Below are 25,377 nucleotides of genomic sequence, written 5' to 3' on the forward strand. Positions count from 1 at the left end.
CAAATAATAAAATAAATTTCTTGAATCAAGTAAGGGCTAATTAGCCCTTATTTTCTTCATACAGATAAAGACCCTTCACAATTTTCTGCAAAACCGTCAAAATCTCAATAACTTCACCAACCAAGCAATTTACCTTAATTTCACAGCCATATCGTTCAATCAATTTGCTAAAAGTAATTGATTTATCCGCCTTTAAGTAATGCCTTTCATAAAAGTTACAAATAATATGGATAACCCTAAAAATTACTTTAGACATTCTTCTTCCTTTAACAGGATGATTTATCGGGAATTTGATAGAAAAAGAACTTAAAAATGGAGCTTCACCATTTCTTATAAAATAAATATATTGTTCATATGAGAAAAGGATAAAACCATTTGAGGAAGCAAGTACATCACGATTATTTAACATATCATACATATCTTTAATTCGATACTCTTCTAGGCTTTCTAAGATATAGATTTCATATTTATCTCTGATACCTAAAGAGTCCAATTTATCGCGTATTTCCATCCACTTATCATAGCAATTCCATTCATTCTCCATATTTTTCTCCTACTTATTTAGCTAGAAGAAGGCAATAAAAAATCCTCTTCTAGTGACTTTTATCAACAAAAAATAACTAGAAGAGGATTTAATTTACGTTTATTTAATGTACTCATAAAATTTCATGGTGTCAATATATTGACATTATAAAAATTTTTAAAGCCTCAAAAAGAACACTATTGGTATCATAATGATGGATTATACAAAAGAATCTAATGATGTTTTACTTAAATATCAGTATTCTTTCTGAATGCTACGCAAAGTATGTAGTTTATTATTGATGTCTTTTATAAAGTCATCAATATGAATACAGAAGAACGCAAAATGTTATTAAAACAGCTCGGCTTGTCGATTAAATTAGCAAGAGTACGAAAAGGTCTTTCGCAAGAAGAGTTGGCAGAATTGGCCGGTTTACACCGTACTTATATAGGTATGGTGGAGCGTGCCGAGCGTAATATCACGGTTATCAATCTAGTACAGATAGCAAAAGCCTTAGATGTTTCGCTAGACAAGTTGTTTGATAACTCACTATAAACAATAAAGCCAATCTTTTTTAAGATTGGCTTTTGTATTTTTAGAGGTAATTACATATCTTGATATTTAAGCAAACCAGAAAGGTGTTCTATAGCATGAGGATTTTCATTTTCAGCAGCTATTTTCCCCCATAACATTTCTTTCATAATACCTATTCCCTTATTTTCTTTAATGCCTTTATCACTTCATCCTTGCTTAATACTTTCCCCATTGAAACAACTTTATTATCAACAACCAGAGCTGGTGTGCTCATAACTCCCATTGCTGCAATTTGACCAAAATCAGTAACATGATCAATTTCATCCGTCATGCCAAGTTCGCTAAGTGCTTCTTTCACATTCTTCTCCAATGCATTGCATTTATCACAACCGCTACCAAGAACTTTGACACTTGCTCCTGATGAAAGAGTTTCCTTCACTGCCTCAACACTTTCTTCATTACAAGTTCCTCCACATGTGCAGTTAGATTGTTCCTTAACCATTTCCTTTTCTTCTTTTTTCTTTCTAAATAAGATCATAATTTCAATCTCCTTTTCTCTTATATTTTTCTAAACTAATAGATGCTGAATTATATTAAAGAAATAGCCTACAATAACAATTCCAACAGCACATATTACAATAAAAATCCCAATTAACTTCGGTTTTACTGCTTTTCTAAGCATAATCATTGACGGTAAGGAAAGTGTAGTTACCCCCATCATAAAGCTTAAAATTGTTCCAAGCTGTGCACCTTTTGCAAGTAGTGCCTCTGCTACTGGTATCGTACCAAAAATATCTGCATACATAGGAATACCAACCAGCGTTGCCAGAATAACACCAAATGGATTATTACTGCCAAGAATCTTTTCTACCCAACTCTGTGGAATCCAATTGTGAATAACAGCTCCTATTCCAACGCCAATCAAAATATAGGGAAATACTTTCTTAAACGTCTCTATAACTTGTTGTTTTGCCAAAGAAATCCTTTCTTTTTGTGTTGGCTCATCCATATCGATATCGACTGCATTCGCTTTTTGAACAAACTCTTCCACTTCATTTTCTAAACCCAGTTTTTCAATGATTGCTCCACCTATCACCGCAATAACAAGCCCTACAATCACATATATGATAGCAACCTTAGAACCAAAGATACTCATCAGTAAAACAAGGCTCCCTAAGTCTACCATTGGCGATGAAATCAAAAAGGAAAATGTCACACCTAATGGAAGCTCCGCACTGGTAAATCCGATAAAAAGCGGAACAGACGAGCAGGAACAAAATGGTGTCACTGTGCCAAGCAATGCCGCAATACAGTTTGCCCATATTCCATGAAAACGCCCCATAAGCTTCTTACTTCGCTCTGGTGGAAAGTAGCTTTGAATATATGAAATTATAAAAATCAAGATGCAAAGTAGTATCGTAATCTTCAAAACATCATATAGGAAAAACTGTACACTTCCCCCCATTCTGCCTGAAGTGTCAACTCCCGCTTTCTCTAATAGATTTCCAATTAGTGTATTCATCCACTTCATTCCCAGAATCTGGTTTTGAATAAAATCCCAAATCATCATTGACTGCCCCCGCTTTCTTCTTTGTAGCAAGATAATCCTTCAACAAAAGTTTTAAAAGTATTCAAGGTCTCACAATTCAAGGAATAATGATGCCATCTACCTTCTTTCCGGTAATTCACCAATCCACATTCATTTAAAATTTTCATATGATGAGATAGTGTTGGCTGTGTAATTTCAAATGCCTCCAATAGTTTACAACCACATTTTTCCCCATCGGAGAGCATTTGGATAATCTGCAATCTGTTACTATCTCCCAGAGCTTTACAAATTAATGCTACGTCTATTGTATTCATATTTCCCCCATTACATAGATAGTTGTCTATGTTTGGTTTTATACACTATACATAGACTGATGTCAATGTGTAGTGGTGCACTACAATTAGTAGAATTCTGTAAAATACAGTTATAAAAAACAATGCCCTTATCGAAATAAGGGCATTTTTGTTTGAATTTTGGTCTTTGTGCAACTGCTGCATAATACCGTGATTTTACCTTATCTGTTGAGCATAAATAGCCTAGACGCTCCGATATATTCGCACTCCAAGTTATCCCATTTGTTGCACTTTTATATAGTTCAAACGCTTTTTTGGAAATCTTGTTCTACGCCAAATCCATTTTCATAACAATATGCCAGTTTTTCCAATGATTCTGGAGTGCCTGAAAATTCATGTAACTCTTTATTCATTGCAAAAGAAATTTGGTAGCATTCTTGAAGAGTTTCTGAAATGTCCTTGTTATCCGCTTTCTGTTTAATGCACTCAAGCGATTTTATTGCATCATCAAGGTAAAGGCCTAAATATTTGGTTTTGGGATAACATCTGGCAATGATTCTCTGTGCTGTAAAATAGCCTTCCTTAGCGGGCAATTTCGCCCATTTGAGTGCTTCATCATATAATTTTCTTTTCTCATACCATAGAGCCACATAAGTGGCTGCAAGCAGTTCGCCTTGTTCAGCTAATTGTTTATAAAATTCAAGAGCAAGTTGCTCAAATTCATTTGTCGTGTCACTGATTGGATGAAGCTGTTTTTCATTATAGATTTTCCAAATTAACTCAGAGTTTTTTTGAGATATCCATCTGTCTACATCTATCTTTTCTAGAACAGAAGCTGCAGAAAATAATGATGCACTATCATTTTGTTTAGCTGAAAGTAGAAAATAATGTAATGCAGCGGCAAAATCCCATTTATGATCTCGATATAAAATACCCAAATATCGCTGGATAAGCGGATTCTTGCTATTCCTGACAAATTCTGCTCAATAAAAAGCACGCTCAAGATGACTATCAATTTTGGCTTCATAGTCATCTTCTATATTCTTTCCATATAGATAAAGCTCAATCAAACGAAGAGAGGCTTCTTCATTACCCTTACGAGCTGCTTTCTCATATTGTTCAATAGCTTTGTAGTAACACATTTCCGTACCGACACCATATTCATAATGCCACCCTAGAATTAAATTCGCCTCAACATCATTTTGGTTCGCTGCTTTACAATGATAGTGATATGCTTTTTGAGCATCTTTTTTAACCAAAATACCATTAAGATAATGCCAACCTAGCATTTTCTGAGCATTCCTATCGCCATAATCTGCTAATTTTGCTAATAATTCCATTGCATCATTGGTATAATACGGCATTTCTGTTTTAGGCTTACCGATAATAGTTTCTATATACATCATATTTTCCACCTATTAAGTATAGAATTTGATACGAGTAGTATAGTGAAAACGCCTATCATGATGAAGAACCATCGAAAGAAAATGATTTGATGATTGTATTACGATATAAAGTAAAGTTAAAACCAATCTATAAATTAATTAAGGGGTTTGGATAACCTAAAAAAACCTGCCAATTTCCTTGTGATTTCTCCTTTTAGTAACACTGAAAGTAACATCGGTAAAGTTTGAATTTAGATACTTCTTTATAATTAGAGGGTTTGTGACATGTAATTAAGATGACCCCAGCAAATACAATCCAAAGCAAACTTATCAAATCCCAAAAGCCCTTGAAAATATTGACTTCAAGGGCTTTTTTATATCCTAAGCATTACTATCCAATCCTATAAAATCCTTGAGTTTTAGTTATACTGATAGTCGTATAGCAAAATCGGTATAACCAAAATCACACAAAACCTGTTATAAAAAAGCGTTAACGATGTTTTAGCTATACCCGATTTTTTAAAAGTCTGAATTGCTGCGCCAATGGCATTAAAGGCATTTAAGCAGTATCAAGACGAAGGGCATTTAGAAAAGCTCAAACGAACGATTCAGAAGCATAACGAGATCATGACTTATACCCTACACCGAGACTTAATCTCTTTTAATCCCACAGCAAATATCGAAAAGGAATTTGACAGTCCGACGGTTGAACATTTTAAAACCCTGAAGCCTGAGGATTTAAGCAAATTTATGTTCACGCTACAAAACGTTTAGATTCACTTACAGACGCGTTATTTGAGTTTATGGCAACCGCTCTCAACCATGACAAGATCGAACGAAGTGGATACAGCGAAATGGGCGGATATTGTAGAGTAATCCTCACTTAGAAAACACAGAGAAGACAGAGAAATCGTTATTGATCATCTAGGCAATGTTAAGAAGAATACTAACGGAAGTCCAATTCATAGATCACGTTGCTTACGCTCTTCCGCCACTCCAACTCTTCCCTCACACCTAACAGACCATCTCCCGAAAACACCTTCAAAAAATAAGTTTTTTATTCTCGACGAAAATTCTCCGCACCATCCTCTTTTCTAAGGTAAGTTAAAACCCATAATAAAATGATGCCGAAAATAGCTGAGGTCAGGAAAGTCCCACTGAACGCACGTTGAAGTTGTTCACCGCTTTCACCAATGAAATGACGGTAAAGGTCTAAAATTACAGCAGAAATAGCAATACCAATACTAATCCCCACTTGTTGGATCACACTGAGATAAGTAGAACCTGCACTGGCATTGTGTTCACCTAAATCGCTAATCGTCAGCGTGTTAACGGAGGTGAAAATAATCGACATACAGCTACCGTACCAAGCCAAAATCAGCACCAAACACCAAATCGGCGTGTCTTGTTGCAGTAGACTCATGGCAGCAATCGCAAGGGTCATCGAAAGTGCGGTCAGCATTAATGTCGTTTTATAACCAAAACGCGCCAGAATTTTTCCAACAAAGGATTTCGTTAACACAGAACTTAGTGCAATAGGTGCCAACAACCAACCGGCAACATCCGCGCTATAATTAAATACTATTTGCAACATCAGCGGCATTAAAAACGGAATGCCTGAACCACACAAACGGATAAAAATATTCGCCACCATGCCCAATCGAAACGTGCGCGTAGCAAATAAATTTAACGGCAATAAAGGATTCTGTACCCGTTGAGCATACAAATAATAAAAGGAGAAACACCCCAATCCCACAGCCAAAATCAACGCAGTCAGCCATTGATTGATACGATCTTCAGACAACAAATCCAAACCAAGCGTCAATCCTACCAGCCCACCGCCAAACAGTAAAAAGCCCCACCAATCCAGCTTACTAATATTGCCCGTACTGTTCGGCATATACCGACCGGCAAATCCAATCCCAAGGATACCAATAGGAATGTTAATTAGGAAAATCCAATGCCAGCTGGCATGTGTCACAAGCCATCCGCCCACAATCGGCCCGAGCACCGGGCCAATCAGCCCCGCCATCGCCATGGCATTCCATGCAGCAACCAATTGATTTTTGGGGACATGGCGAATAATTGCCAAGCGTGCTACCGGCATCATCATTGCACCGCCCAGCCCTTGCAACACGCGCGACCAAATCAATGCGTTTAATGAATTGGAGGCGGCACAAGCAACAGAACCAAGCACAAAAATCGCCACCGCAACCCGAAACACATTGAGCGTGCCGTATTTATCGGCAATCCAACCGGTGAGTGGAATAAATAATGCAACAGTGAGGGAATAACTGATTATCGCCATTTGCATTTCTAACGGTGATTCATGCAAATCGGCAGAAATAGCAGGCAATGCCGTATTCAAAATGGTGGCATCAAGGGACTGCATAAATAATGCCATGGCGGCAATTAAGGATAAATGGCGATAATGTTGGAGCTCAGGCATAAAAAACCACGCTTAAATTCGACCGCACTTTTGCTCGTACCAAACCGTAATAAAATCAGCAATCTGCGCAATATTATTAATATCCAAACAGGGTTTATCTGCCACTAAAGGGTAATCTGTAGCAACGGCCAACACGAGATCATCAATGTCAGGTAGCGGTTTAGTCATGTCTTTTCGATGTAACAAAATCTTTTCAATCGGCTCCTGTTTAAAGCCTTCTACTAAAATGAGGTCCGCTAATTCGTGATCAAATTGTTCACATAAATAAGACAGGGAAATATGTTGTTGTGGTGTTTCCGTCATAAGTGCCCATCGATGATCACAGGCCATAATCACTTGGCTGGCACCGGCATCTTTCATGCGCCAACTGTCTTTACCCGGTTTATCCACTTGCGCATCATGATGACTGTGTTTAATCACCGCCGGACGCAAGCCACGTTGTTTTAATTGCGGGAGTAATTTTTCTAATAAGGTGGTTTTGCCGCTGCCGCTGTAACCAGTAATGCCAAGCATAGGGAGCATAATATTTCCTTAAAGACAATAAAATAAACGGGCTGATTATATACCAGCCCGCCAAAGAAAACGAATGATGTCCAAAGATTTAGAGCACACGCAGCAACACCGGTTGGTAAGCCGATTTGCGATTTAGTTTTCGTGCATACCAACGTACTCCAAGGAAAGAAAGTGCGGTGAAAATAAAAATGAAAAATACGCTGACAAGTTCGTGACTAAACAACGAATCGAACAATAAGGTGCTGAAGACTAAAGTGAACAACGGTACGCAATACATCAGCAATGCAGATTTGATCAGAGAATGTTCAGACAAGCCAATTTCGACCAACTGACCCACTTTTAACGGTGTAATAGTTTCAATGGTAAAAATATGCTCACCTCGCGCACCGCTACCGGTTAATTCCGATAAGGCGGAATTCCCGCAAGCAGCTTTTGCCGCACAACTACCACATGCGCTTTGTGATTGGCATTTTACTTTCGCCTTGCCAGATTCATATTCAATGACGACCGCACTTTCTGTCAACATAATAAGCCTGTTTAGTTTTTCTTAAATTGAATGTCTTGCACGATACGTTTTGCCGTAGAAATCGGCAATTGCCCGATAATCGTCACGTCTTTGTTGTCCACTGTTTCGTTATAAATGGTGTACGCACCTTGTCGCCAAGTGTTATCTCGCTGCGTGTTTTCAGTGATTTTGTCAGACACATATAACGTAAAAGAAAACAATCCATCACTGTAAAGTTGTGATTCAATTTTATCGTCGCCATCACGCTCAATGCTACGACTTACCACTTTAAAACCTTGTGGCAACCAACCTGGCGTCCAATTAAAGTCCGGTGTTTGATTCGCGTTTTTATCCATTAATAACGGAGGAAAAGCCACTTGATTTAAATAATCCACTAAGCCTGAAATCCCATTTCCCACATACAAATTGACGACACGAAATTGATCCAATAAATTGCCGTCCCGATCAAGCATATCACTGCGCAACAGCAAGTTATTGTCTTCATCAATAAAGGCCACATATTGATAACGGAAATCATCTTTCGGCAAAATTCGAATGGTTTGTACCACATGATCCGCTACGCGATTACGCCCGATATTAACGAAATCATAGTATTGCTCCAAAGTATCAAAATTCGCTCGGATGAGTGGCGGTAAATTATCGGTAATACCTGCACTATTAATGGTGAAAGGTTGATAGTTCGGTTGAAAATAGCTAATTAAATTATCACGTTGCACAATTTCTTGTTGTGCACCATCTAGCGTCACCAATTGCGCAAATGTTTTGCCATGAGATTTAAAATGACGGTAACGCAATGAATCCATATTAGAAGGCGTAGTTTGTACGAAAGAAAATTCATAATTTAGCTGTTCTGTCGCTTTCTTCATATCCTGCAATAGCTGTTTTGGCGAAAGGGGTTCTGCACCCAAGGAAGAAAATGACGTGCTTAATAAGAAAAAAAGTGCGGTGGTTTTTAGAAATGTTTTTAACATGATCAAATTCCTAATAAACAAATTCACCACCAAAAAATGGTGGTGAATTCTCATAAAAAAACAGTCATACCGGAATACATAGAGTATTATCTATTGCTATGATTCTGTCCTAAATTCATTGAATCAGCATAAACACGACGTTGTAGTTCATAGCTTTGTAACATGGCACCAATACGTTTATTTTTTTGTTCAAGCTGTTCGGCTGTGATGACATCTTTGCTTGGCGCGTTGTAACTGACTTCCTGCACACCGTTGTTAAAAGGCAATGTTTGTAACACCGGTGTATCTGCTGCATTTTGTACGGTAGATTTTGCATTGAAAGACTGTACGCCCAACACCGCCACCAAGCACACACCCGCAGCAACTGCAACTTGCGTCATTGGCATAAACCATGCTTTTAATTTTTGCATAAACGGAGAGTTTTCTACTTCCTGTGGCAAGGGTTGAGACTCTGTGACTTCAGCTGCTTGAATTTCTTCTGCTGCAATCAAACTTTCCATTTTTGCAGTAAAATCCGCACCTAAAAAAACATTTGTTTCTTGACGCATAACAGAACGAATGGTGTGGAAGTTAGCCCAACTCTCTTGCAATTCTGCATTTTGGCATAATTTTTCGGTGAGTTCATGATTGACTTGCTCACCATCAATATATGCTGAAAGTAGTTCTTTTTGCATGTTTGTACTCCGACTAATCGTAGTTGTATTCCTGTTTTTTATTTAACGTTGTAAAAGCGGTTTAACTTTACTTTCAATGATTTCACGCGCTCTAAAAATCCGAGATCTCACAGTCCCCACCGGACAATCCATGATTTCTGCAATTTCTTCGTAACTCAATCCCTCGATTTCGCGTAAAGTAATTGCTGTGCGTAAATCTTCCTGTAAACCTTTAATCGTATCGAATACGATATTCTTCAACTCGTTGGATAACATTTCATTTTCAGGCGTATCCACAACCCGTAAATTTGTTCCTACATCGTAGGATTCTGCATCTTCAGCTAAAATATCTTCGCTTGGTGGGCGACGCCCTTGTGCAGTCAAATAATTTTTTGCAGTGTTCACTGCGATTCTGTATAGCCAAGTATAGAAAGCACTATCACCACGAAAAGAGCCGATGGAACGGTATGCTTTTATAAATGATTCTTGTACAACATCGGAAATATCATTCGGTGAAATATACCGAGTCAGTAATCCAGCTACTTTATTTTGATAACGCGATACCAACAAATTGAAAGCTTTCTTATCTCCCTGCTGCACCCTTTCTACCAAAGCTTGATCTGTTAGCTGTTCAGCCATATAACCTCAAATATCACGTCTAACAAACTTTAATTTCAAAGCCAGCAAGCTATTGTTATGCGTTAGACGAGATGAATAAAAAAAAGTTCAGTTATTTTAGAAAAAACCAATAAAACAATGAAAATCAATGCGTTAAATTTAATTTTTGCTGAATTTCCAGCACCATTTCTCGCAATTCCGGATCATGGATTTCGCCGTTATTAAAGAACCATGAAAAAAGCTGTAAATCGGTCGAGGCTAACAAACGAATAAAAACCTCTTTTTTATGCTCACTAAGCCCGTCAAAATACTGTTTATAAAAAGGCATGATGACCTTGTCTAATTCCAGCATACCGCGCCGACAATCCCACTCAATGCGCAGGGGATCATACTTTTTCATCCTATTCTCCTTTCCCAAAAATCAACTGGATTATAGCGTTAGTGCGCCGTTTGCGAAAATAAATTAATCACTAACACACCACAGATGATCAATCCCATGCCAATTAATCCGGCAGTATCAATTTTCTGCCCAAAGGCGAAATAAGCCACAATCGCTGTCAACACAATGCCTACGCCAGACCAAATGGCATACACCAAACCAACAGAAAGTGTACGAAAAATAATGGCAACAAAATAGAACGAACAGCCATAAAAAGCCAAAGCGCTAAGCGTCGGCAACGGTTTCGTAAAACCGTCGCTGACTTTCAATAGATTGGTGGCGACAATTTCCAAACAAATGGACACGGCTAATAAAATCCACGGATTCATGTTTTCCCTATACAAAAGTGCGGTCGGAAATTCAGTTAAAAATCCGACCGCACTTTTTATTTCAATTACGCCTTAACTTGGCTTTTTAAGAAGTCTAATAATTTCTCTTTCGCAATCATTTGTTTCTCACTGCTACGACGATTTTTGTATTCGATTTCACCGTTCGCTAAGTTTTTCTCACCGATGACAACCATGTGCGGCACACCGATAAGCTCCATATCCGCAAACATCACGCCTGGGCGTTCTTTACGGTCATCAAAAATCACTTCCACACCTTGCGCCAATAAAGTGCGGTATAACTCTTCAGCGAATGCTTGCACGCTTTCTGATTTATGCATATTCATCGGCACAATCGCCACCGTAAACGGCGCCATTGCATCACTCGGCCAAATAATACCGCGTTCATCATGATGTTGTTCAATCGCGGCTGCCACAACACGCGTCACACCAATACCATAGCAACCCATAGTAACGACCGTAGGACGACCGTCTTCACCTTGCACTGTCGCATTCATCGCGTTGGAATATTTGTCGCCTAATTGGAAAATATGTCCCACTTCAATACCGCGTTTAATTAATAAGGTACCTTTGCCATCCGGACTTGGGTCGCCTTCCACCACGTTACGAATATCCGCCACTTTCGGCAACGCCACATCGCGCTCCCAGTTAATGTTGAAATAATGTTTGCCGTCAATGTTGGCACCAGCACTGAAATCAGACATGATCGCCACGCTGCGGTCAATAATAACCGGAATGTTTAAGTTGACCGGTCCAAGGGAGCCGACGCCCGCACCAATTTTCGCTTTAATGGCGGCCTCATCAGCAAATTCAAACGGGGAAGCCACTTCTGCCAATTTTTCCGCTTTGACTTCGTTTAATTCATGATCACCACGAATAATTAATGCTACTAACGGTTGTTCTTCACTAGCACCTTTTACAATCAAGGTTTTAACGGTTTTCTCAATCGGTTGGTTAAATTGCGCGACAAGCTCCGCAATGGTTTTCGCATTCGGTGTATCCACCAATTCCATCGCTTTGGTTGGTGCGGCACGCTCACCCACCGCCACCGCTTCGGCAAGTTCAATGTTCGCCGCATAATCGGATTCGGTGGAGAAAATCACATCATCTTCACCGCTGTTTGCCAACACTTGGAACTCATGAGACGCGCTACCACCGATAGAACCGGTGTCTGCTTGCACGGCACGGAAATCCAACCCTAAACGGGTGAAAATGTTGCTGTAAGTTTGATACATCACATCATAGGTTTGTTGCAAACTTTCTTTGTCCATGTGGAAAGAATAAGCATCTTTCATGATAAATTCGCGGCTACGCATCACACCGAAACGTGGGCGTACTTCGTCACGGAACTTGGTTTGAATATGATATAAATTTAGGGGAAGTTGACGGTAAGAAGTCACTTCACGACGCATTAAATCGGTAATCGCTTCTTCATTGGTCGGGCCGATCACGAAACTCCGTTCGCCACGGTCGGTGAAACGCAATAATTCCGGGCCATACTGGTCCCAACGACCGGACTCTTGCCATAATTCTGCCGGTTGTACAACGGGCATTTTGATCTCGATAGCACCACTTTTATTCATTTCTTCACGAATGATGTTTTCCACTTTTTGTAGCACACGCCAACCGGTTGGCATCCAGTTATAAAGGCCTGAAGCAAGAGGGCGAATCATGCCCGCACGCAACATGAGTTGATGGCTAACAATCGCCGCTTCTGCCGGGGTTTCTTTTAAGGTGGATAATAAATATTTACTTGTACGCATTGAATTACCTATAATTCCAAGAATTTAAAAATACGAGAAAAAAATTGGCGTTAGTGTATCTAATGCGCAGGCAAAAGCAAAGAAGAAATCAGGTTTCACGCCTTATAATCCCCGCTAAAAATGCCAATTTAACCCCAGAAAAAGGAATCATCATGTCAGCCCTTTATCAAGCCCTTCCCGCCGTCGATAAATTACTCAAAACTCCGCAAGGAGAACAATTCGTGGCAGAATTTGGCCATAGTGCCACTGTCAGCGTGTCTCGCGATATGTTGCAACAAGCGCGCGAACATATAAAACGCCATGAAAACCTACCGCACTTTTTGCAAACGGATGACGCCACCTTTCAGTACATCCGCCAACAATTATTGTTACAACAACAAGTGAACATTAAGAGCGTACATAATTTAACCGGCACGGTATTGCACACCAATCTCGGGCGCGCGTTGTGGTCACCGGCGGCACAACAAGCGGCACTAGACGCTATGCAGGGCAACGTGGCATTAGAATATGATTTAGCAGCAGGCGAGCGCAGTCATCGGGATAACTACATCAGCGATTTACTGCAACAACTCACGGGCGCAGAGGCGGCTTGTGTGGTGAACAACAACGCAGCGGCAGTATTACTGATATTGGCGACTTTCGCGCAGGGGAAAGAGGTGATCATCTCCCGTGGTGAATTGATTGAAATCGGCGGCGCTTTCCGCATTCCCGACATCATGGCGCAGGCAGGTTGTAAACTGGTGGAAGTGGGTACTACCAACCGCACCCATTTAAAAGATTATCGCAACGCAATTAACGAAAATACTGCCTTTTTAATGAAAGTTCACAGCAGTAACTACCAAATTTGTGGTTTCACGCATTCTGTTGACGAACAAGAACTGGCGGAATTAGGTAAAGAATTTGGCATTCCGGTCATCACAGATTTAGGCAGCGGCGCGTTAATCGATCTGAAACAATTCAACTTGCCGGAAGAACCGACAGTACAAGAAAAATTACAACACGGCCTCGATTTGATTTCCTTCTCCGGCGACAAACTGCTTGGCGGGCCACAAGCAGGGATTATCGTGGGTAAAAAAGCATTGATTCAACAGCTACAAGCCCATCCGCTCAAACGCGTGTTGCGTTGCGACAAAGTCACCCTCGCCGGTCTGGAAGCCACTTTGCGTTTGTATTTGCAACCGGAAAAAATTACCGAAAAACTGACCGCACTTCATCTGCTCACCCAGCCTATAGCCCAATTACAAGCACAGGCGGAACAACTGAAAGAGCGGTTAGAAAATCGCTTAAATGCAGATTATGTTGTTGCGATCGAACCAAGCGAAGCGCAGGTTGGTAGTGGCTCCCAACCGTTGGCACGAATTCCGTCAGTCGCGGTAACCATTGCGCCGGCAACAGAAAAAACACCGACAAAAACCACCGCACTTTTCGCCCGTTTATTGGCGCTACCGCAACCGGTTATCGGGCGCATTGAACGGGATAAAATTTGGTTGGATTTACGCAGTTTGGCTAATCTCGAACGCTTGCTCGACACCTTGGAGGCGCTATGATTATTGTCACATCCGGACACGTTGACCACGGCAAAACCGCGCTATTGCAAGCCCTCACCGGTACGCACACAGCGCATTTACCGGAAGAAAAAAAACGCGGCATGACCATTGATTTGGGCTACGCCTATTTGCCGTTAAAAGATCAAATCCTCGGCTTTATCGATGTGCCGGGGCACGAACGTTTTCTCGCTAATATGCTGGCAGGCTTGGGCGGCATCCATTACGCCATGCTTATCGTTGCCGCAGACGAAGGCGTGCAAGCACAAACCATCGAGCACTTAAACATTTTGAGCTTGTTGCAATTGCAGGAAATCATGGTGGTGATCACCAAAGCCGACCGCGCCGATGCGCAACAAATCGACGCATTAGAACAACAGTTACGTCAACACTATGCCATCTTGGCAAACAGCAAATTCTTCGTGACCTCTGCCACCACTGGCCAGGGTATTGAAACATTACGCGATTATTTGGCGCAGTTGCCGGAATTATCAGACACGGAAAAACCATTCCGTTATGCCATCGACCGTATTTTCACCATTAAAGGCGCCGGCACCGTGGTGACAGGTACCGCATTTGCGGGCAAAGTTGCCATCGATGACGAATTGTATTTAAGCAATGGGCAAAAAGTGCGGGTGAAAAATATCCACGCACAAAACGAACAAAGTACAGAAGGCTTTGCAGGACAACGCCTGGCATTAAATATTAACTTAGATTTCGACCGCTCGTTAATTGAGCGCGGCGATTGGTTGTTCTCCCAACCGCCTGCCAAAGCGACAGATCGCGTCACCGTTTGGCTCGAAAACCAAATTCCACTGAACGAAAGCCAACCGGTGCATATTTATCACGCGGCCTCACACACCACAGGCAAGCTGACATTATTACAACAACCCAAACTCGTGCCTCAGCAACACGCGCTGGCAGAACTGATTTTAGAGCAACCGTTGTTTTTGGCGCATGGTGACAAAATTATCTTACGCAACAGCAACTCTACCGCCGTACTCGGTGGCGCAAAAGTAATTGAAATCCATTCACCGAAACGCCACAAGCGCACAGAAGCCCGTTTCGATTATTTACGCCAACTGATTCAAGCAGAAACAGCCGAAAAACGCACCGCACTTTATCTGCAAAATCATGCGGTGGAAGCCGAGCAGTTGATGTGGATTGAACAGCTGACAGAGACACAACTGAATGACATTCTTGAAAAAAACGGTGACATTCGCTTCCAAAGCTGGTGTTTTAATGCCGAGTATCGCACGCAACAAACATCGAAATTATTGACCGCACTTGCGCAATATCACGAACAACATCCAGACCAACTCGGCTTAGGCAAAGCCCGTTTATATCGCATTGCGGCACTGAACCAGCCGGAAAAACTGATTTATCATTTTATTGATGAATTATTAGCCGAAAATCAGCTACAGCAAACTCGTGGCTGGCTACACACCGCCGATCATAAAATTCAATTTAATGAACAAGAACGTGCATTATGGCAACAAGTTCTTGAGCAATTTGAGCAACATAACGGACAAGCATTGTGGGTGCGTGATCTTGCGGGCTTATTAGGACAGGAAGAAAGCGCCATGCGCAACTTCCTCTACAAAGCAGGTAAATTAGGCTATCTCACCGCTGTGGTGAAAGACCGTTTCTTCCTGACCGAGAACATTTATGCCACCGCTCGCTTAATCAAACAGCTTGTCGCCGGGAAAGAGGGCATATCGGTAAACGAATTGCGTGATGCGTTACAATTCGGACGCAAAATGACCGTACAACTGGTGGAATATTTCGACCGCTGTGGTTTCTTACGTCGCAAAGGCAATATTCACGTATTGCGCGATGCGGACGTGTTTGATTTGTAAAAGTGCGGTCGATTTTCACAACATTTTTATACAAGGAGTTTCTATGCAAAAACTGCTCATTTCTGCTTTAGCCGTCGCCGGTCTAACGCTTACCGGCTGCAATGATGAAGAAAAAAATGCTCTTTCCGAACAAGTGAAAAAACAAACCCAAACGATCGAGCAGCTAAATGCACAAGTGAATACCTTACAAAGACAGGTTCTGGATTTGGCGGAAAATCAAGCAATTCAAGTAGAACCGGAAGTCCTCTTCCAAAAATCGGCAGTTATTTCACCAACAAAAGGCACTGATGATACTTCCATTAACAAAGTCAAATTCGATATTACGATGTTAAAAACCAATTCGGACTGGCTAACTGCCTTGTTATTAAATGAAGTCATTGCGTCATTCAATGTGGAAGGGCAGCCTAAAATCGAAAATAAACAACAGTTTATTGAACGATTAGAGAAAGACATGGCTGAAACCCTAAAAGAAGCAAGAGAGTATGAAACCTTGGCGGTAGAGACCAGCGTTGGCATGGAATATTTAGGGCAGCGGGAAAACTTAGCCTCCTTCACCCTCCACTATTATAGTTATTCCGGTGGTGCCCATGGCATGTATTCCACCCATTTTGTGAACGTTGATTTAGACAAAAAAGCCGTCATTCGATTAGACGATGTCTTTACTAAAGCACAACAAAACAAAGTTAAAGCGTTGCTATGGGAGATTTATCAAAATGAATCTCGTGGCGATAACGGTGAACGACAAGAGCCATTCACCGCAAAAGCCGATTTTTACCTCAGTGATAATTTCTATTTTTCACAAGATGGCATTGTGTTTGTCTATCCGCCTTATGCCCTTGGCCCTTATGCAGCGGGTGAAAAGGAACTGCGCCTGTCTTTATATGATGATGAAGTCAAAGCCTTGTTAACACCGGCATTTAAATTTTTAGGAAAAAGTTACGTTGAATAACAAACAAAAATCCCCAAGCACATACTTGGGGATTTTTTTAATTCTCTAATTCTAAACTCAGCACATCCGGTTCATTCTTTAATAATAAGTACAATTCGTGAATGGTATCTTTGTCATTAATCGTGCAACGAATCGTCAATTTAGTTTCACCGTTTGCCTGATCTTTCATATTAATATTTTCAATCAGATGATTATGGGTATGTAGCAGCTGGATAAACTGCCCCACCGCAGCCGGCGAAGCCAATGTGGCGGTAATGCGGGTTTTCTTCTTTTTCTCATAACGGCGCACCCAACGATGCACAGACGGGCTCAAACGAATGGCGATTAAAATCATGAAGGTGGCAATAATCGCATCAAAATAGAAGCCCGCGCCGGAAGCAATACCGATACCCGCAGCCGCCCAGATAATCGCCGCCGTGGTCAAGCCGGAAATCGCATCATTGTGCTTACGTAAAATCACGCCCGCACCAAGGAAACCGATGCCGCTAATCACCTGTGCTGCCAAACGCATTGGGTCAGTACGAATGTTTTCTGATACTTGGGCATAATGTTCGGCAGATTGAATGGAAACAATGGTGAGTGCGCAGGTCGTCACCGCAATAATCATGCAAGTTTTTACCCCCACGGGTTTGGCTTTTAACTCACGCTCCAAACCAATGATGCCGCCCAGCACCATGGCAAACGCCATTTTAACGAAAATAAAGAAATGGCTGTCTCGCGCCAATGTTTCAAAAAAAACGGATAGGTTACTCATCATGTTAAATTGTTAATCCAAGTGATTGATAAAGTTGTTTTAGTTCATCTTGCGTTAAAGTGCGGTAGGTTTTTGGCGCTAAATTTTGGAGCGTAAAACCGGCAAGCTGACAACGAATTAAACGCAATGTCGGAAAGCCAATATGCGCCGTCATTCTGCGTACTTGCCGATTTCGCCCCTCATAAATTTTAATTTCTAACCACGATGTAGGAATATTTTTTCGCTCGCGAATGGGCGGAACGCGTTGCCATAAACAATCCGGTTCGGAAATCAACCGCACTTTTGCCGGTTTTGTCATACCATCTTTTAATTGCACGCCTCGCCGAAGTTGCTCTAACGCGGCTTCATCAGGGACGCCTTCCACCTGCACCCAGTAAGTTTTTTCCATTTTAAACTTAGGTTCCGCCAAGCGATGTTGAATCTCCCCGTTGTTAGTCAACAACAATAATCCCTCACTATCGCGATCCAGCCGCCCGACAGGATAAACGTCAGCGATATCAATAAAATCTTTCAACGTGCTACGACCATTTTCATCACTAAATTGGCACAACACATCAAAGGGTTTATTAAACAGAATTACTTGAGTTTGAGAAAACGCGATTTTAGGCTTAGAAACACCGCCAAAATGAACCGCACTTTGAGTTGGTTTTCTCCATTTTTGGGGTTTTCGCCGAAAAGATGTTGGCTGCATAAATAAGGTATTCATAAAAATTTTGCATACTTTAGCACCAATTGAAGCAAAATCTAAATTTATGCCCGAAATAAATGCACAAAATGAGGAACTTTTTCATCACTAGCGTTTTATTCGGCATTTTATGCCCTTTTTTAGCAAGTTAACGTCGATTTTTTATAAATCTCATTTTTTTATTCTAAAAATTAAATTTTAAAATAGAATAAAAAACTATATTTTAAAAATAACTTGATGAAAAATAACGTAAATTTTCATAATTTGTTATTTTTGTCTATTGACTCGCATTTTTATTGATTTATATTGAGGCTCCAACATTTTTTAACTTTTACAGGTTGTTCCATGACTCAAACACATAAACGTGAAACATTCTCCGGACGCAGAGCCTTTATTTTTGCGGCGATCGGTTCGGCAGTCGGCTTGGGAAACATTTGGCGTTTCCCTTATGTTACTTATGAAAACGGCGGCGGCGCCTTTATTTTGCCTTACATTGTGGCGTTATTAACGGCCGGTATTCCTTTGGTCTTTTTAGATTATGCTTTAGGCCACAAATTCCGCGCCTCTCCACCATTAGCTTATCGCAAGCTCAAAACCGCTTTTGAAACCTTCGGTTGGTGGCAAGTGATGATCAACGTAATTATTGGTCTTTACTATGCGGTTATTCTTGGCTGGGCAGCAAGCTATGCTTATTATTCCTTTAGCTCCGCTTGGGGTAGCAATCCGGTAGATTTCTTCTTACATGAACACATTAAGATGGCAAGTGAGGTGGCGTTAAGCTTGGATTTTGTTGACACCGTTGTTGGACCGTTACTTGCTGTGTGGATTATCACGTTGTTGATTCTTTCTTTTGGCGTACAAAAAGGCGTGGCGCGTTCTTCCGTTATCTTCATGCCAATTTTGGTGATCATGTTCATTACCTTGGTGGTTTATTCCCTGTTCTTACCGGGTGCAGAAAAAGGTCTTGATGCCTTATTCTCACCAAACTGGGACAAATTAGCTGACCCAAGTGTTTGGATTGCCGCATATGGTCAAATCTTCTTCTCACTTTCCATTTGCTTCGGCATCATGTTGACCTATGCCTCTTACTTGAAAAAAGAATCGGATTTAACCGGCGCAGGTTTAGTAGTTGGCTTTGCTAACAGTAGCTTTGAAGTCTTAGCGGGTATCGGCGTATTCTCTGCGTTAGGGTTCATCGCTGTCGCCAACGGACAAGATGTCAGCGAAGTAGCAAAAGGCGGTATCGGCTTAGCCTTCTTTGCCTTCCCAACCATCATTAACCAAGCACCATTAGGTCAATTATTGGGCGTGTTATTCTTCGGTTCTTTAGTTTTCGCCGGGTTAACCTCTTTTATTTCCGTATTAGAAGTAATCATTGCGGCGGTACAAGATAAATTACGCTTACGTCGTGCACACGCAACATTCTTGGTTGGCTTACCAATGATGGTCGCATCCACCTTATTATTTGGTACGGCAGCCGGCTTACCGATGCTTGATACCATGGACAACTTCGTCAATATGTTCGGTATTGTTGCTGTGGCATTCTTCTCTTTACTCTCCATTATCGTTACCGGCAGATTAAAAGAACTTGGTGAACACTTAAACGAAACCAGTTCTTTCAAAGTTGGTACAATCTGGAAAGCCTGCATTGTGGTTACCACCGGCGTATTAGCGTTCATGCTTTACAAAGAAGCCACCAAAGTATTGGCAAATGGTTACGAAGGCTATCCTGAATGGTTCGTTAACACTTTCGGCTGGGGCATGGCGATCGGCTTAGTCATCATCAGTTTCTTACTTTCCCGTTTACCATGGAAAAATCTCGTACAAAAACAAGGAGAAAAATAAGATGTCAACCAATGCAATTATCATGATGGCTATCGCGCTCATCATTATCTGGGGCGGATTATTGGTTTCCGTGATCAGATTACCAAAAGAATAATTTAGCTTTTAAAAACAAAAAATCCCATCAAATGTTTGATGGGATTTTTTGTGGGAAAAGTGCGGTGGGTTTTTCATACGTTTTAAAAGACCGCAAAAAACACCGCACTTTGACGTTCAACAAGCCTTAACTATGACATACGTCCGTTGGCGATTGGAATAACCTGATCACAAATTGCCATGGTAGAGGCGCGATGGCTCACTAAGATGATCAATTTTTCCGCTTTCACGTTTAGCAAGGATTGCAAAATCATGGCTTCGTTTAAGCTGTCCAGATTACTTGTCGGTTCGTCTAACAAAATAATCGGTGCATTGTGCAAGAAGGCGCGGGCAATACCGATGCGTTGTTTTTCACCGTCGGAAAGATTGTTCCCCATTTCAGTGATTTTGGTATCGTAGCCTTCCGGCAAACTCATGATAAATTCATGAATAGAGGCTTTTTTCGCCGCTTCAATCACTTGCTCTTTTGTTGCCTTACGGTTTGCCAACACAATATTTTCATACACCGTTTCATTGAAAATATAGGTTTGTTGGGTGATGTAAGCGATATTGTCGCGCAAATTCACCGTATTAATGTTTTTTAAGTCCGTATCGTTAATGCAAATACGACCTTGTTGCGGATCGTAAAAACGCATCATTAATTTCAAAAGGGTACTTTTACCGCTACCGCTGCGGCCGTGAATACCGAGAATTTCGCCTTTTTTGATCTGCAAATTCACATCAGACAAAATTTGTTCGTCCGCATAAGCAAAACTGACATTTTCTACGTTAATTTGCTGTATGTCAGTCATATTCACGCCGTTTTCTACGTCTTTTAATTCCGGTTGTTCTGCCAATAATGCCAAGACACGTTCGCCACTGGCGAGCGTTTGCAATAAGTTGTTGGACAGGTTACTTAAGGCAATCACCGGGCCGTAACTGGACATCAATAAAATCACACCAATAAGCAAACCGGCAAAATCAATATAGTCGTAAGCAAAGAGCGTTAAGCCCACCAATAAAATCACGATATTGAAGAAAGACACCGCAATTTCCGTGAACGAACGCACGTTGCCTTCTTGTTGTTTGATTTTTAAAAAGGCTTGGTCGATTTTTTCACTGCGTTGGTGGATTTCCTGTAAACGTTTTTCCTCGTTGCCGAAAAGTTGAATTTCTTTCATGCCACGAATGCTGTCGAGGAAGAAATCATTCATTTCGCCTACCAGTTCACGGTATTTACGACCATCTTCACGCGCCATTTGGGTGGTGACGATAGGCAAAATAATACCGACGGTAACATACGCTAAAAATGCCACCAACACGAACCACCAAGAAATATGCGCGAACACCGCCAATAAAATACCGGAGGTTAAAAAGGCAATGGCGATCGGCGCGATGGTGTGCGCATAAAACACTTCCAACAATTCAATATCATTGGTGACCAAGGAAAGCAATTGACCGGATTGTTTGTCCTGCAATTTCACAAACGCCAAACGACGTAATGCACTGAACACTTTGTCGCGCAACAACGCCAATAATTTGAAGGCGATGTAATGGCCGGACATTTGTTCCAAATAACGTAAAATGCCACGCGCTACTGCGAGCACAATAAGTGCGGTCAAAATTTGCGATAAATTTAAGTGGGAGTGGAAATTAAGCAATTCCGACAAACCCATCGCACCCAGCACCATAATGAAAATAGCACTGAGGAAACCGAGGGTACCCATAATAATGGTGAAACTCATGATATGCGCCAACGGCGTCACCAATTTCATGAGTTGCCACATGACGACAAATCCGTTCTTACGCATGATTTGCCCCCGTTCTGATATTTTCTAAGTTCTTTTGTTGATTAAACATTTCTGCATAAATTCCGTTTTCAGTCATTAAAGAAGCATGATCGCCCGATTCTGCCAAGTGACCGCTTTGTAACACATAAATTTGGTCGGCATTTACCGCATTCGCCAGACGGTGAGAAATCATGACAATAGTTTTTTCGTGTTTAAGCTGTTGAATAAATTGCAGAATGATTTCTTCACTTTCTACGTCGATGTTGCTGGTGGCTTCATCGAAAACGTATAAGTCGGCATTGTGCAACAAGGCACGCGCCAATGCTAAACGTTGAATTTGACCACCGGACAAGTTAGTTCCACGACTTAATAACGTCATATCCAACCCGCCGTTTTCACGGACGAAATTCGCCAAATTCACTTGTTCCAAGCATTGATAAATAGCGTCATCAGAAGCATCAGACAATGCCATCAACATATTTTCTCTGAGGCTTCCTTTGAAAATGTAACTGCTGTGGCTCACCAACGAAACGTGACGATATAAGGAATGACGGTTAATTTGTTTAATATCGACCCCGTTAAACAAAATTTCCCCTTGCTGCGCTTGGTAAAAACCCATCAGCAAAGAAACCAACGTGGATTTACCGCAACCGCTCTTACCCACAAAAACCGTTAATTGCTTCGGTTGAATATCAAGGTTTAAGCCGTTAATGGCCGGTTTTTCTGCAGAATAGGCAAAATGTAAATCCTTAATTTGCACGGTGACTTCATTTTTAGCCGGAAAATCCACCGCACTTTTATTTTCTTCTACCGGGGTATCCAACAGCGTAAAGATTTTCTCTGAAGCCGCCTTACCGTTCATTGCCACATGGAAGAAAGAACCCAGTAAGCGTAACGGAATGAAAAATTCGGAAGAAAGCAAAATAAATAAAATAACACCGAAAATGCTTAAATTACCATCTTGGTATTGTAAAAGCGCCGTCAAAATCCCTAATGCCGCACCGCCGTAAGCCAATAAATCCATTAAAGAAACGGAATTTAGCTGCATGGTCAATACTTTCATGGTGATGGTACGGAAATTCTCCGCTTCGATGTCCATTTGTTTGGCTTTGTAATCATCATCTTGATAGATTTTCAAAGTAATCAAACCTTGTAGATTATCCAAAAAGCTACTGCCTAACCCGACATAAATAGACCAATATTTCGCCAACAAACGTTTCGCGATTTTATTTACCGCAATGATGGACATTGGAATTAACGGCACGCAAACCAAAAGAATTAATGAGGTCGGTGCGTTAAAAAAGACCAGAAAAACAAACAATGTAAGCGGCGCAAGCAGGCTGTAAAACAACTGCGGAAGATAACGACCGAAATAAATTTCCAGTTGCTCCACGCCTTCAGATGCCACTTGGATCACGGAAGAGGTAGATTGTTGGTTAACCTGATTCAGCGGCATGGAAGACAATTTTTGATAAATCAGTGTGCGCAATTTATGCTTCACTTGCGTACTCGCTTTATAGGAGGCTTTCACCGCCATTTTTCCTGCCCAAGCACGCAACGCCAGACAAGCAACCAAAACGACGGTAAAAATGACCGCACTTTGTAGTGTAAGTGAACGTTCAAACGCCCATTGTAAGCAAATGGCAAACACTACTGCACTTATAATTCCGCCAATTAAGGCAACCCAGTTCCATAACACATTAATAGCAATCCATTTTTTGCTATCCTCGACTGTGTTTATCAGCCGTTTATCAATCATCATAACGTTTATTTGTCCTTAAAAATTACTTTAATGAAAAGTGCTATATCATAACATTTATATAACAAATGATAATTAATTTTATTCTAATTTTTGGTATTTTTATATTTGACGCTTAAATTTAAAACAAAAAAATAGCACCTTAAGAAAGGTGCTATTTGTATAAAATTCAAATCGGTTTATAGCAAGATATTGGCAAATAACAAACCAAAACCTAAGCAAAATGCCATACTTAATAAACCAGGTAGCATGAAACTGTGGTTGAAAATGTATTTACCGATTCGAGTAGTACCCGTGGTATCAAAGTCGATTGAAGCGATGATTGGACCGTAGTTCGGGATGAAGAAATAGCCGTTTACCGCAACAAACACACCAATCAAAATTGCAGGTGGAATACCAAGAGCAATACCCAATGGGAATAGAGTTGCTACAGTAGCACCTTGGCTGTTAACTAACACTGAAAGTATGAACAAGGCGAAAGCAAATGTCCAAGGTGCGGTTTCGACTAAACCTTTTACTAAACCTTTAACTTCTTCCATATGGGCTTGCATTAAGGTATCACCTAACCATGCAATACCGAAAATAGCGATTACCGCACGCATACCGGCGTGGAATACAGAACCTTTAGTAATTTCAGTGCCATCCGGTTTACAGGTTAAGATAATTAACGCACCGATAGATAGCATGATGATCTCAATGGTATGCGCCATACCCATTGGTTTGCCATCAAATACCGGACGAAGAGAAGGCATTGCTCCCATTAACACAACAAGTAATGCACCAAATAAGAAAAGGGATACGGAGATTTTGGCGGATTTGCTAATTTCAAGCTCTTTACCGACAACAGTTGAATTAAAGGCTTCCGCATATTTTGGATCGTGTAAACGACGTTGATATTCCGGATCATCTTTTAATTCTTTACCCATTTTATTGACAAATAGACAAGCGCAGAAAATTCCTAGAATAGTAGAAGGAATTGTAACGATTAACACATCCCCTAAATGAATGCCTTGCGGTTCAAGATACGCGACAACTGCAACTACAGCGGCAGCAATCGGACTGGCAACAATCGCAAATTGAGAGGCGATAACCGCCATGGACATTGGACGTTCAGGACGGACGCCATTTTGACGACTCACTTCAGCAATTACCGGTAATACAGAATAGGCAACGTGGCCCGTACCGGCTAATAGCGTAAAGGTCCAAGTCACTGCAGGGGCGATAAATGTAATATGTTTTGGATTGCGACGTAAAATATTTGTCGCAATTTTGATCATGTAATCTAAACCACCTGATGCTTGCATTGCTGCTGCCGCAGAAACTACTGCCATAATCATAAACATCACGTCAATTGGCAAACCTGCCGGTTTTAAACCAAAACCGAAAGACAAAATAGCAAGCCCCAAGCCGCCAAAAACACCCAAACCGATACCGCCAACACGTGCACCGACCAAAATACAGAGCAACACGATGGCGAATTGAAGTAAAAACATAGCAGACATACTGCCTCCTTAGAGAATGAAAATAAAATCTGTGTAACGTATAAGAAATTATACT

At 41.0% G+C, this 25,377-nt stretch carries 26 protein-coding genes and 1 pseudogene; 7 read left to right on the plus strand and 20 right to left on the minus strand.

Features of this window, described 5'->3' with window-relative positions; translation table 11 throughout:
- Nucleotides 1-40 precede the first annotated feature (40 nt).
- Nucleotides 41-544 (minus strand): hypothetical protein, encoded by a 504-nt coding sequence (locus tag LQ983_RS05270; RefSeq protein ID WP_230621876.1) that lies wholly within the window; start codon nucleotides 542-544, stop codon nucleotides 41-43.
- A 303-nt stretch (nucleotides 545-847) separates the two neighbouring features.
- On the opposite strand from LQ983_RS05270, the gene LQ983_RS05275 reads away from it, so the two are divergent.
- A complete protein-coding gene (locus tag LQ983_RS05275; protein ID WP_005564317.1) occupies nucleotides 848-1,078 on the plus strand; it encodes a helix-turn-helix domain-containing protein in 231 nt (76 codons plus the stop codon).
- Between the two features lie 151 nt (nucleotides 1,079-1,229).
- Here LQ983_RS05275 and LQ983_RS05280 read toward each other — a convergent pair whose 3' ends face one another.
- The 5 genes from LQ983_RS05280 to LQ983_RS05300 all read right to left on the minus strand — a co-directional run bounded on the left by LQ983_RS05280 (nucleotide 1,230) and on the right by LQ983_RS05300 (nucleotide 4,305).
- Complete coding sequence (locus LQ983_RS05280; protein WP_109433077.1) at nucleotides 1,230-1,595, minus strand: thioredoxin family protein; 366 nt, start codon at nucleotides 1,593-1,595, stop codon at nucleotides 1,230-1,232.
- A gap of 30 nt (nucleotides 1,596-1,625) precedes the next feature.
- Nucleotides 1,626-2,627: a permease gene (locus LQ983_RS05285; protein WP_230621877.1), complete on the minus strand. Its 1,002-nt coding sequence runs from the start codon at nucleotides 2,625-2,627 to the stop codon at nucleotides 1,626-1,628.
- Nucleotides 2,624-2,920, minus strand: a complete 297-nt coding sequence (locus tag LQ983_RS05290) for a metalloregulator ArsR/SmtB family transcription factor (protein ID WP_109433079.1) — start codon at nucleotides 2,918-2,920, stop codon at nucleotides 2,624-2,626. Before LQ983_RS05290 ends, LQ983_RS05285 begins: the two co-directional genes overlap by 4 nt.
- A gap of 281 nt (nucleotides 2,921-3,201) precedes the next feature.
- The gene (locus tag LQ983_RS05295) at nucleotides 3,202-3,837 is read right to left on the minus strand and encodes an SEL1-like repeat protein (RefSeq protein ID WP_109433080.1); all 636 of its coding nucleotides are present in this window, start codon (nucleotides 3,835-3,837) and stop codon (nucleotides 3,202-3,204) included.
- Between the two features lie 45 nt (nucleotides 3,838-3,882).
- Nucleotides 3,883-4,305, minus strand: a complete 423-nt coding sequence (locus LQ983_RS05300; RefSeq protein WP_109433081.1) for a tetratricopeptide repeat protein — start codon at nucleotides 4,303-4,305, stop codon at nucleotides 3,883-3,885.
- Between the two features lie 510 nt (nucleotides 4,306-4,815).
- Here LQ983_RS05300 and LQ983_RS05305 point away from each other — a divergent pair.
- A pseudogene (locus LQ983_RS05305) lies at nucleotides 4,816-5,157 on the plus strand (integrase); the annotation flags it as partial.
- Nucleotides 5,158-5,341: 184 nt separating this feature from the next.
- On the opposite strand, the gene LQ983_RS05310 reads toward LQ983_RS05305, so the two are convergent.
- The 9 genes from LQ983_RS05310 to proS all read right to left on the minus strand — a co-directional run bounded on the left by LQ983_RS05310 (nucleotide 5,342) and on the right by proS (nucleotide 12,563).
- A complete protein-coding gene (locus LQ983_RS05310) occupies nucleotides 5,342-6,733 on the minus strand; it encodes an MDR family MFS transporter (RefSeq protein ID WP_230621878.1) in 1,392 nt (463 codons plus the stop codon).
- Nucleotides 6,734-6,745: 12 nt separating this feature from the next.
- Complete coding sequence (gene mobB / locus LQ983_RS05315; RefSeq protein WP_230621879.1) at nucleotides 6,746-7,255, minus strand: molybdopterin-guanine dinucleotide biosynthesis protein MobB; 510 nt, start codon at nucleotides 7,253-7,255, stop codon at nucleotides 6,746-6,748.
- Nucleotides 7,256-7,334: 79 nt separating this feature from the next.
- Nucleotides 7,335-7,772, minus strand: a complete 438-nt coding sequence (locus LQ983_RS05320; RefSeq protein ID WP_230621880.1) for a SoxR reducing system RseC family protein — start codon at nucleotides 7,770-7,772, stop codon at nucleotides 7,335-7,337.
- 11 nt (nucleotides 7,773-7,783) lie between these two features.
- On the minus strand, nucleotides 7,784-8,743 hold the full coding sequence (rseB, locus tag LQ983_RS05325; RefSeq protein WP_230621881.1) for a sigma-E factor regulatory protein RseB: 960 nt from the start codon (nucleotides 8,741-8,743) through the stop codon (nucleotides 7,784-7,786).
- An 86-nt stretch (nucleotides 8,744-8,829) separates the two neighbouring features.
- Nucleotides 8,830-9,417, minus strand: coding sequence for a sigma-E factor negative regulatory protein (locus LQ983_RS05330; protein ID WP_230621882.1), 588 nt, complete (start codon nucleotides 9,415-9,417; stop codon nucleotides 8,830-8,832).
- A gap of 42 nt (nucleotides 9,418-9,459) precedes the next feature.
- Nucleotides 9,460-10,035 carry an RNA polymerase sigma factor RpoE gene (gene rpoE / locus LQ983_RS05335; protein WP_230621883.1) on the minus strand — a complete coding sequence of 192 codons (576 nt, stop codon included), beginning with the start codon at nucleotides 10,033-10,035 and terminating at the stop codon, nucleotides 9,460-9,462.
- A 124-nt stretch (nucleotides 10,036-10,159) separates the two neighbouring features.
- Nucleotides 10,160-10,414, minus strand: coding sequence for a succinate dehydrogenase assembly factor 2 (locus LQ983_RS05340; protein ID WP_111296049.1), 255 nt, complete (start codon nucleotides 10,412-10,414; stop codon nucleotides 10,160-10,162).
- A gap of 38 nt (nucleotides 10,415-10,452) precedes the next feature.
- Nucleotides 10,453-10,782: a multidrug efflux SMR transporter gene (locus LQ983_RS05345; protein WP_230621884.1), complete on the minus strand. Its 330-nt coding sequence runs from the start codon at nucleotides 10,780-10,782 to the stop codon at nucleotides 10,453-10,455.
- Between the two features lie 65 nt (nucleotides 10,783-10,847).
- Nucleotides 10,848-12,563, minus strand: a complete 1,716-nt coding sequence (proS, locus tag LQ983_RS05350) for a proline--tRNA ligase (protein WP_230621885.1) — start codon at nucleotides 12,561-12,563, stop codon at nucleotides 10,848-10,850.
- Between the two features lie 152 nt (nucleotides 12,564-12,715).
- Between proS and selA the strand changes: the two genes are divergently transcribed.
- From selA to LQ983_RS05365, 3 genes are read left to right on the plus strand one after another with little or no spacing between them, the layout of a single operon-like run.
- Nucleotides 12,716-14,110: an L-seryl-tRNA(Sec) selenium transferase gene (gene selA, locus LQ983_RS05355; RefSeq protein WP_230621886.1), complete on the plus strand. Its 1,395-nt coding sequence runs from the start codon at nucleotides 12,716-12,718 to the stop codon at nucleotides 14,108-14,110.
- The gene (gene selB / locus LQ983_RS05360) at nucleotides 14,107-15,966 is read left to right on the plus strand and encodes a selenocysteine-specific translation elongation factor (protein ID WP_230621887.1); all 1,860 of its coding nucleotides are present in this window, start codon (nucleotides 14,107-14,109) and stop codon (nucleotides 15,964-15,966) included. The genes selA and selB overlap by 4 nt, the downstream gene beginning before the upstream one ends.
- Nucleotides 15,967-16,009: 43 nt before the next feature.
- The gene (locus LQ983_RS05365; RefSeq protein WP_230621888.1) at nucleotides 16,010-16,915 is read left to right on the plus strand and encodes a DUF3298 and DUF4163 domain-containing protein; all 906 of its coding nucleotides are present in this window, start codon (nucleotides 16,010-16,012) and stop codon (nucleotides 16,913-16,915) included.
- 37 nt (nucleotides 16,916-16,952) lie between these two features.
- On the opposite strand, the gene LQ983_RS05370 is transcribed toward LQ983_RS05365, so the two are convergent.
- On the minus strand, nucleotides 16,953-17,669 hold the full coding sequence (locus LQ983_RS05370; protein WP_230622610.1) for an MgtC/SapB family protein: 717 nt from the start codon (nucleotides 17,667-17,669) through the stop codon (nucleotides 16,953-16,955).
- A gap of 4 nt (nucleotides 17,670-17,673) precedes the next feature.
- On the minus strand, nucleotides 17,674-18,360 hold the full coding sequence (locus LQ983_RS05375) for an rRNA large subunit pseudouridine synthase E (protein ID WP_230621889.1): 687 nt from the start codon (nucleotides 18,358-18,360) through the stop codon (nucleotides 17,674-17,676).
- Between the two features lie 339 nt (nucleotides 18,361-18,699).
- On the opposite strand from LQ983_RS05375, the gene LQ983_RS05380 reads away from it, so the two are divergent.
- Nucleotides 18,700-20,199, plus strand: coding sequence for a sodium-dependent transporter (locus LQ983_RS05380; protein ID WP_230621890.1), 1,500 nt, complete (start codon nucleotides 18,700-18,702; stop codon nucleotides 20,197-20,199).
- 1 nt (nucleotide 20,200) lies between these two features.
- Nucleotides 20,201-20,293, plus strand: coding sequence for a methionine/alanine import family NSS transporter small subunit (locus tag LQ983_RS05385; protein WP_005702403.1), 93 nt, complete (start codon nucleotides 20,201-20,203; stop codon nucleotides 20,291-20,293).
- Nucleotides 20,294-20,423: 130 nt separating this feature from the next.
- Here the strand turns inward: LQ983_RS05385 and cydC are convergent, their stop codons facing one another.
- From cydC to LQ983_RS05400, 3 genes are all read right to left on the minus strand, one after another.
- On the minus strand, nucleotides 20,424-22,082 hold the full coding sequence (gene cydC / locus LQ983_RS05390; protein WP_230621891.1) for a thiol reductant ABC exporter subunit CydC: 1,659 nt from the start codon (nucleotides 22,080-22,082) through the stop codon (nucleotides 20,424-20,426).
- Nucleotides 22,075-23,823, minus strand: a complete 1,749-nt coding sequence (locus LQ983_RS05395; RefSeq protein ID WP_230621892.1) for an ABC transporter ATP-binding protein/permease — start codon at nucleotides 23,821-23,823, stop codon at nucleotides 22,075-22,077. Before LQ983_RS05395 ends, cydC begins: the two co-directional genes overlap by 8 nt.
- Nucleotides 23,824-23,999: 176 nt before the next feature.
- Nucleotides 24,000-25,322, minus strand: coding sequence for an anaerobic C4-dicarboxylate transporter (locus LQ983_RS05400; RefSeq protein WP_230621893.1), 1,323 nt, complete (start codon nucleotides 25,320-25,322; stop codon nucleotides 24,000-24,002).
- Nucleotides 25,323-25,377: the final 55 nt, after the last annotated feature.

This window comes from Aggregatibacter sp. Marseille-P9115 (assembly GCF_920939465.1).
GTDB classification, from domain to species: domain Bacteria; phylum Pseudomonadota; class Gammaproteobacteria; order Enterobacterales; family Pasteurellaceae; genus Aggregatibacter; species Aggregatibacter segnis_B.